Source organism: Microvirga sp. GN3 (assembly GCF_055792825.1).
In genome coordinates this window covers 1-6,802 of sequence record NZ_JBVVAK010000264.1, presented here as the reverse complement: position 1 = coordinate 6,802, position 6,802 = coordinate 1, and the positions used below count along the sequence as shown (strand labels likewise).

3 protein-coding genes are annotated in these 6,802 nt (G+C 62.2%); all 3 read left to right on the top strand.

All coding sequences use genetic code 11. From position 1 onward, the window contains the following. The first annotated feature begins 779 nt into the window (after positions 1-779). The 3 genes from ACS5Q1_RS45730 to ACS5Q1_RS45720 all read left to right on the top strand — a co-directional run bounded on the left by ACS5Q1_RS45730 (position 780) and on the right by ACS5Q1_RS45720 (position 6,265). The gene (locus ACS5Q1_RS45730; RefSeq protein WP_473104431.1) at positions 780-1,844 is read left to right on the top strand and encodes an AI-2E family transporter; all 1,065 of its coding nucleotides are present in this window, start codon (positions 780-782) and stop codon (positions 1,842-1,844) included. Between the two features lie 281 nt (positions 1,845-2,125). Beyond that, complete coding sequence (locus ACS5Q1_RS45725; protein ID WP_473104430.1) at positions 2,126-5,476, top strand: adenylate/guanylate cyclase domain-containing protein; 3,351 nt, start codon at positions 2,126-2,128, stop codon at positions 5,474-5,476. A 372-nt stretch (positions 5,477-5,848) separates the two neighbouring features. Beyond that, complete coding sequence (locus ACS5Q1_RS45720) at positions 5,849-6,265, top strand: hypothetical protein (RefSeq protein ID WP_473104429.1); 417 nt, start codon at positions 5,849-5,851, stop codon at positions 6,263-6,265. Positions 6,266-6,802: the final 537 nt, after the last annotated feature.

Genomic DNA, 6,802 nt, shown 5'->3' with positions numbered 1-6,802 from the left:
ACGCACTCTCGAAGCCTTGGAAGCCGAACTCAAACCAGCCCTCGACACCATCACCGCAAACGATGCCAAAGGCTGGATCAGGCACGCCGGCTATGTCCTACACTGAAACCAAAAACGCTTTAGAACGAAATATTAGACAAATCTGACGGCCCGAGCTCCAAAAGGAGCTCGGGCTCTTTCATTTCTGGGGCAATCGTCGGAACAGCAAGCGTTAGAGTTGGGGAAACACTTCGAGCCGATTTGCGGCAGCATCTATCCAATGGCAGCGAGCTCGCGTCCATATAAATCAAGCACTTGGGCTAACCATTAAGGGGAACTTCGCGTCACATCACAGTGTGGACGCTCGCATAGGATAGCCATAATTCGGGAAAGTGCTTCCTCAATGCGCGCATCGGTCCGCCTCACCCTCTGAAACGTGAGACGAGGTTCTGCTGCAATCGGAGCGAAACCTCAGCGAACGGATTGAACTGAAAGGCCGCCCAACGGGGCGGCCTTTCCTTGTGTCGGTCGATGTAGCTTTGTCCGTTCTCAGCCCCATTGCGGACACTCGGCGTACTTCAGGAACGTGCCAGGACCTGACCTTCGTTCGAACGAAGGTCAGCGGAGCAAGTTGGCAATGCAGCACGAGGAGCTTGCCGGCTGCGGCGCTCGGCCACCTCATTCAGCCAGCCTGCTGATCCCATGGTCATTCAGCCGAGGTGGTTGGACTTGAATTAAGGTCGACATCACCCCTCGTCCGACGGAAAATGACAGCTCCTGGGATGGCAAGAGCTGAGCCGATGCTCGACCCTTTAGGGCCTGACCTGTCATCGAAAGAGCCTCGTCCTGCCGGAGGTGTGGCGGGTGCCGTCTCGCGGCTCGAAACCACAACCCAGATCCTTGCGGCCATTGCTCTGCTCGGCGCGCTCAAGTTCGGCCTGCTCACCTCGCTGCTGGCCGGGCTGCTGGTCTACGAGCTCGTCCATATCCTGGCTCCGACACCGAGCATGCGTGTGACCCACCGCACGGGCAAGATCATCATTGTGTCGCTTCTTGCGACCCTCGTTGTGGTGGTGATCGGGGCCGGGATCCTGGGGCTCACGTCCTTGTTGTCCGGCGGGCCCGACAGCCTGGCCATTCTGCTCCGGCGCATGGCCGAGGTGATCGAGAGCGCGCGACCACACCTTCCGGCTTGGGCCGGCAGCTATGTCCCAGCCGATCCAGAGGAGTTGAAAGCGGCGGCCTCTGCGTGGTTGCGTGAGAATGCAGGTCAGGTGCGGCTGGTGGGCGAGGACGTATGGTGGACGGCAGTACACCTTGTCGCTGGCCTCGTCATCGGGGCTATGATCGCCATCAGCCACGAGGCCGGTGAGATCGAGAATGGTCCTCTGGTGCAGGCGCTGCGGAAGCGAGCCCGCCTGCTTGGATCAGCCTTTCGCAGCGTGGTGTTTGCGCAGGTGAGGATTTCCGCACTGAACACTGCCCTGACGGGGCTGTATCTGCTGGCGATCGTGCCGCTGATGGGAGCCCAGCTTCCTCTGCTGAAAACCATGATCGCCGTGACCTTCATAGCCGGGCTTCTACCAGTAATCGGCAACCTGATTTCCAACACCGTCATCGTGGTCGTGAGCCTGAGCGTATCCCCGGTGCTGGCGGCCAGTTCGCTGCTGTTCCTGGTTCTCATTCACAAGCTGGAGTATTTCGTGAATGCGCGCGTGATGGGAGGCCAGATCCACGCACATGCGTGGGAAATTCTAGTGGCGATGCTGGTCATGGAAGCCGTCTTCGGAATCGCTGGCCTTGTCGCGGCTCCAATCTACTATGCTTACCTGAAGAACGAACTCGCAGCCCGGGGGCTCATCTGACGGGCAGCGCAGGAGCCCGCTCTGGGCCATCGATGGGCTGCCCGCTATTTGAAGCCTGCTTCGAAGCATGCTCATTTCCATACACCAGGGTCGGGTGAAGGAGCGCCGTCGAGTGGATCAACTGAACGTCCACCTTGTACGCGAACACGGAACCTCGTGTAAGGTCTGCCCCCTTGGTAACTGCAGACCTTCCTAAGAGAACCGAAAGATGTCGCTACGGCCGAAAGGTGCTAGCCTGAACCCGTGGCCACGGAGTGTCACGTTTGCTCGGAGGGCAGACCGTGGACGTGGGAGCCTGGTTGCGCAGCTTGGGGCTGGGGCAGTACGAGCAGGCATTCCGCGACAATGCCGTTGATGAGCACGTGCTGCCGGATCTCACGGCCGAGGACCTCAAGGACCTCGGCGTGGTGCCGGTGGGCGACCGGCGCAAGCTCCTGTCCGCCATCGCCCGCCTCCAGGCGCAAGCTGCACCACCGGCCGCTACGTCCGAGCCTCCCATTCCAGAAGAGGTCCCACAGCCGGAGCGCCGACAGCTGACGATCCTGTTCTGCGATCTGGTCGGATCGACCGCGCTGTCGGTCCGCTTCGATCCCGAAGACCTGCGCGAGGTGATCCGGGCCTACCACACCTGCGTGGCCGAGGTGGTGCAGCATCACGGTGGCTTCGTGGCCAAGTACATGGGTGACGGGGTGCTGGCCTATTTCGGCTATCCACAGGCCCGCGAGGACGCCGCCGAGCAGGCGGTGCGCACGGGCCTGGCGCTCGTTGATGAGGTAAGCCGCTTGAGCGCCGGGGGCGAGAGCCTCCAGGTCCGGGTCGGGATTGCCACCGGGCTGGTCATTGTCGGCGACCTCCTTGGCACCGGAGCAGCCCAGGAGCGCAGTGTCGTGGGCGAGACCCCGAACCTGGCGGCAAGGCTCCAGGCTCTGGCGGAGCCTGGTACCGTGGTGATCGCACCCAGTACCCACCAGCTCGTGGGCCAACGCTTCGAGTGCCGGGATGCTGGCGCGGTGCTCCTCAAAGGCTTCAGTCAACCTGTCCAGGCCTGGGAGGTCGCGGCCGAAAAGGCAATCGACAGTCGCTTCGAAGCCCTGCGCTTTGACCAGGCCCTGCTGGTGGGGCGCGAAGAGGAAATGGAGCTGCTGCTGAGAAGCTGGCAGCAGGCCCAGGATGGCCAGGGGCAGGTTGTTCTCATCTCCGGGGAGCCCGGCATCGGCAAGTCCCGGCTCGCCGCTAGCCTGCGGGAGCACATCACAGGCACTCCCCACACCGAGCTGAGCTATTTCTGCTCGCCCCGCCACAGCGCCAGCGCCCTCAACCCTGTCATCAATCAGCTGCAACGGGCGGCCCACTTTCAGCCGGGCGACACGAGCGAGCAAAGATTGGACAAGCTGGAGGCGCTGCTGGCGCGAACGGACACGCCGGTCGAGGATCAAGGCCTGCTGGCCGACCTGATCTCGCTGCCGAGCGACAACCGGTTTCCGAGCCTCTCTCTGAGCCCGCAGGCCCGGAAGGAGCGAACCCTCGCCGCCCTCATGCGGCAGATTCAGATCGCGAGCCGTTCTGTCACGATTCTGATGGTGTGGGAGGATGTCCACTGGATCGATCCCACCTCGATGGAGCTGCTCCATCTGATCGTCGACCGTGTTCAAGCCCTGCCAATCCTGCTGGTGGCGACCTTCCGTCCTGAGTTCTCACCGCCGTGGGCCGAACGCCCGCACGTCACCACAATGGCGCTCGATCGCCTGAACGATGAACGCAGTGCCATGATCGCCGCCCGCACGGCCGGCAAACGCCTTCCCTCGGAGATCCTCGGTCAAATCGCAACCCGCGCCGAGGGTGTCCCACTGTTTGTGGAGGAACTCACGAAGGCGGTTCTGGAACGCGGCTCAATGCGGGACGGTGGCGATCACTTCGTCCTGGATAAGCCCCTGCTAGCCGGCGCCATTCCGGTCACCCTCAATGATGTGCTGATGGCCCGGCTGGATCGCAGCCCTGGCGTCAAGGAGATCGCCCAGACCGCATCAGCCATCGGCCGGGAATTTTCGTATGAGATGATCCGTGCGGTCTCCGCTCAGGAGGATGGATCTTTGCAGGCATCCCTCGATCAACTGACCCAAGGAGGTCTGCTCCTCCAACGGGGTGTGCCACCATGGGCGGTCTACGCGTTCAAACACGCTCTGGTGCAGGATGTGAGTTATTCGAGTCTTCTGCGGGACCGCCGCCAGCATCTCCACACCCGGATCGCCCATGAGCTTCTTCGTGAACATCCTGGAGGAGCCCGCCCCGAGACGATCGCGCATCATTGCACCGAAGGGGGCTTGCTCGCGCAGGCGGTCCAGTCCTGGCGCGAGGCGGGCGATCAGGCCGTCCGGCAGTATGCCAATCAGGAGGCAATTGCCCATTACCGGAAAGGCCTGACCGTACTCGAGCAGCTCCCACCCGCGGCGGCCAGAGACGAGGTGGAGCTTGGCCTCCTCATGGCTCTGGGTCCTGTGCTGATGATGGTCCTGCCGAATTGGTCACCCGAGGTGAAACGCATTTACGACCGGGCGCGCGAAGTTGCGCGGAAGCATGAGCGATCAAGAGATCTGTTTGTGGTCCTCTGGGGCAACTGGTTGGTCGCGTATGCGTGGGGGCAGCGCCAACTCGCGCAGCAACTCGTTCTGGAGCTTTATCGCTTGGCCGACGACCTGAAGGACCCTGGATACCGGCTCCAGGCCCAGCATGCCGAGTATCCGATGGCGTTCTTCGAGGGGAAGTTCGCCAGAGCCCTCGAGCTGACCCAGTCCAACCTGGATCTGTACGATGACGAGGCACACCGTGACCATGCGTTGATCTTCGCCGGCCACGATCCCGGTGTCTGTGCCTCGTGCTTAAACAGCCTTGCCCTGCTGATGGTCGGCAAACCGGATCAGGCGCTGCAAGGGGCTGATCGATCATTGGCCCTCGCGCACAAGCGATCGCATCCACCGACCCTGGCCCATGCCCTGAGATACACCGGCGACCTTTACCACCTCGTCCGGAGCCATGATGCCCTCCTGCGCAACGCCGACGCTGTCTTCGCTTTGCCGGAAGAGCAGCGGTCAGCGGCGATTGCCGCAAATGCCCGAATGCTCCTGGGGCTAGGATTGATCCTGCGTGGGGAAATCCGGGACGGAAGCCGTGAACTCCAGCAGGGTTTAACCGCGTGGCGGGCGAGTGGGGAAACGATCATGAGCCCCTACCAGCTTTGCCGCACCGCGGAGGGGTTCCTCATGGCTGGTGATCACAACGCGGCACAGGCTCTGCTGGAGGAGGCTTTCACCTCGCAGGAGCACTCCGGCGAGTATTGGGTCCATGCCGAGTTGCTGCGCCTGAGAGGCGAACTCCAGGCCATGGAGCACAGAGCCGAGCAGGCAGAACAGGATTTTTGCGAGGCGCTCGCCGTGGCACGAGACCAGGGTGCCAGATGGTTCGAACTGCGAGCCGCAACTCGACTCGCCCGCCACTGGCTCGGACAGGGCCGAGGCCAAGCGGCTCATGACCTGCTGAGCCCCGTTCTTGACAGCTTCACCGAAGGATTGGGCACGTTTGATTTCCAAGCCGCCAAAGCCCTGCTCGCCCTCTGTCAGGTGGATGGAGAAAGATGATCCTCAAAGAACACCCACATGAGGTGTGGGTTCGGCCCGAGCGCAAGGATGACCTTCAACGTCCGCACCGGGTCAAACTCGGCTGTTTAAGCGCGGCCGTGACAAGGTCTGCTCTTCACCCCTGACCTGCCCTACCTTCACCGGCTGCCACCGTGAGTGAATGCCCATTGGGCAGCCAGCAGTCTCCCACACCTGCTCCGGTTATAGGGGTGGAACAAGAGCAGCAATTCTTGTTCTGCCCCCTTAGCGTGCTCGCCAACGCAGTCCAACTGCGAATTGTGCGCCCGCGAACGTGTTTTGACAGCGAGGCGGATCGAGCGTGAACTAACCGATGCATGTGCACCCCGCACATGGATCAGGGAGGAGGTTCCCATGGAAAGTGTCAATCGCCGGTCGGCTCTTTTCCTCGGTGTTGCCCTGGCTCCGGTCGTAGGCCTGTCGCGTCCGGCAGCGGCGGCCTCGATGTATGGTCCGGATGCCGGCAAGGAGATCCTGCCCGGCATCCGCCAGGTCGATCTCGGCAAGTGGCCGATCGACATCGGGGCGTACAAGATGGCGGTGGTCACCGACTACGTCTTCGCCCCAGGCTCCGGGTTTCCCGACGAGGCCATGAAGAACGACATGATCTGCCAGATCATGGAGGGCGAGGTCTGGGTCAAGCAGGGGGATAAGACGTACACGGCCAAGGCCGGCCACGTCTTTGCCTGCGCCAAGGACTCGTTCGAGGAGGACAAGAACCAGAGCAACGCGACGGCAGTCATGCGCGTCATCGACCTGATGCCCGCCTGATCCAGGTGTGATAGGGCGCCAGCGGGCGAACGATCATCCCTGCTGGCGCCGGCGGCGATCACGCGAGATCACAGCCGATGCAGCCGCGACGGTTCAGAGCCGAGACGCCTCAGATAAGCGATTGGTTGCCTTCCGGGGGATCAGGCGTAAAATTCCTTCGACGATGCAGGCCTGCAGGGCTCGGTCCGGTGCCGAGCTGGCCCCGGCTTCCTCTATGTCGCGGTGGTGTCGATCGCGAGGTTGCCCGCAGCGATATGGGCCGGATGCACGCTGGAGATGAGCGTCATGCGGTCTCCATGGACTTCCGTACTTGCTCTCAGTTTCTGTCTCGGGGTCGCTGGCGGCCAAGGAAATGCAGAGTCGCTTCATGACGCCGCACGGACAGGCAATGTGGATCAGCTCAGACAACTCATTGCCGATACTGTTCTCTAATGGGTCAAGGGGCAGCTCTCCGATCCTGAGCGATATGCGATGCCTAAGGGTGTCTGCGTTCTCTACGTGCTCCAGGGCACTTGATGGGGTCAGCTGGAGTGGAGC

What these genes read in the sequence shown, in the direction of transcription:
- ACS5Q1_RS45730 (WP_473104431.1), top strand. Translation starts at nt 780, where the DNA reads ATGCTCGACCCTTTAGGGCCTGACCTGTCATCGAAAGAGCCTCGTCCT.
- ACS5Q1_RS45720 (WP_473104429.1), top strand. Translation starts at nt 5,849, where the DNA reads ATGGAAAGTGTCAATCGCCGGTCGGCTCTTTTCCTCGGTGTTGCCCTG.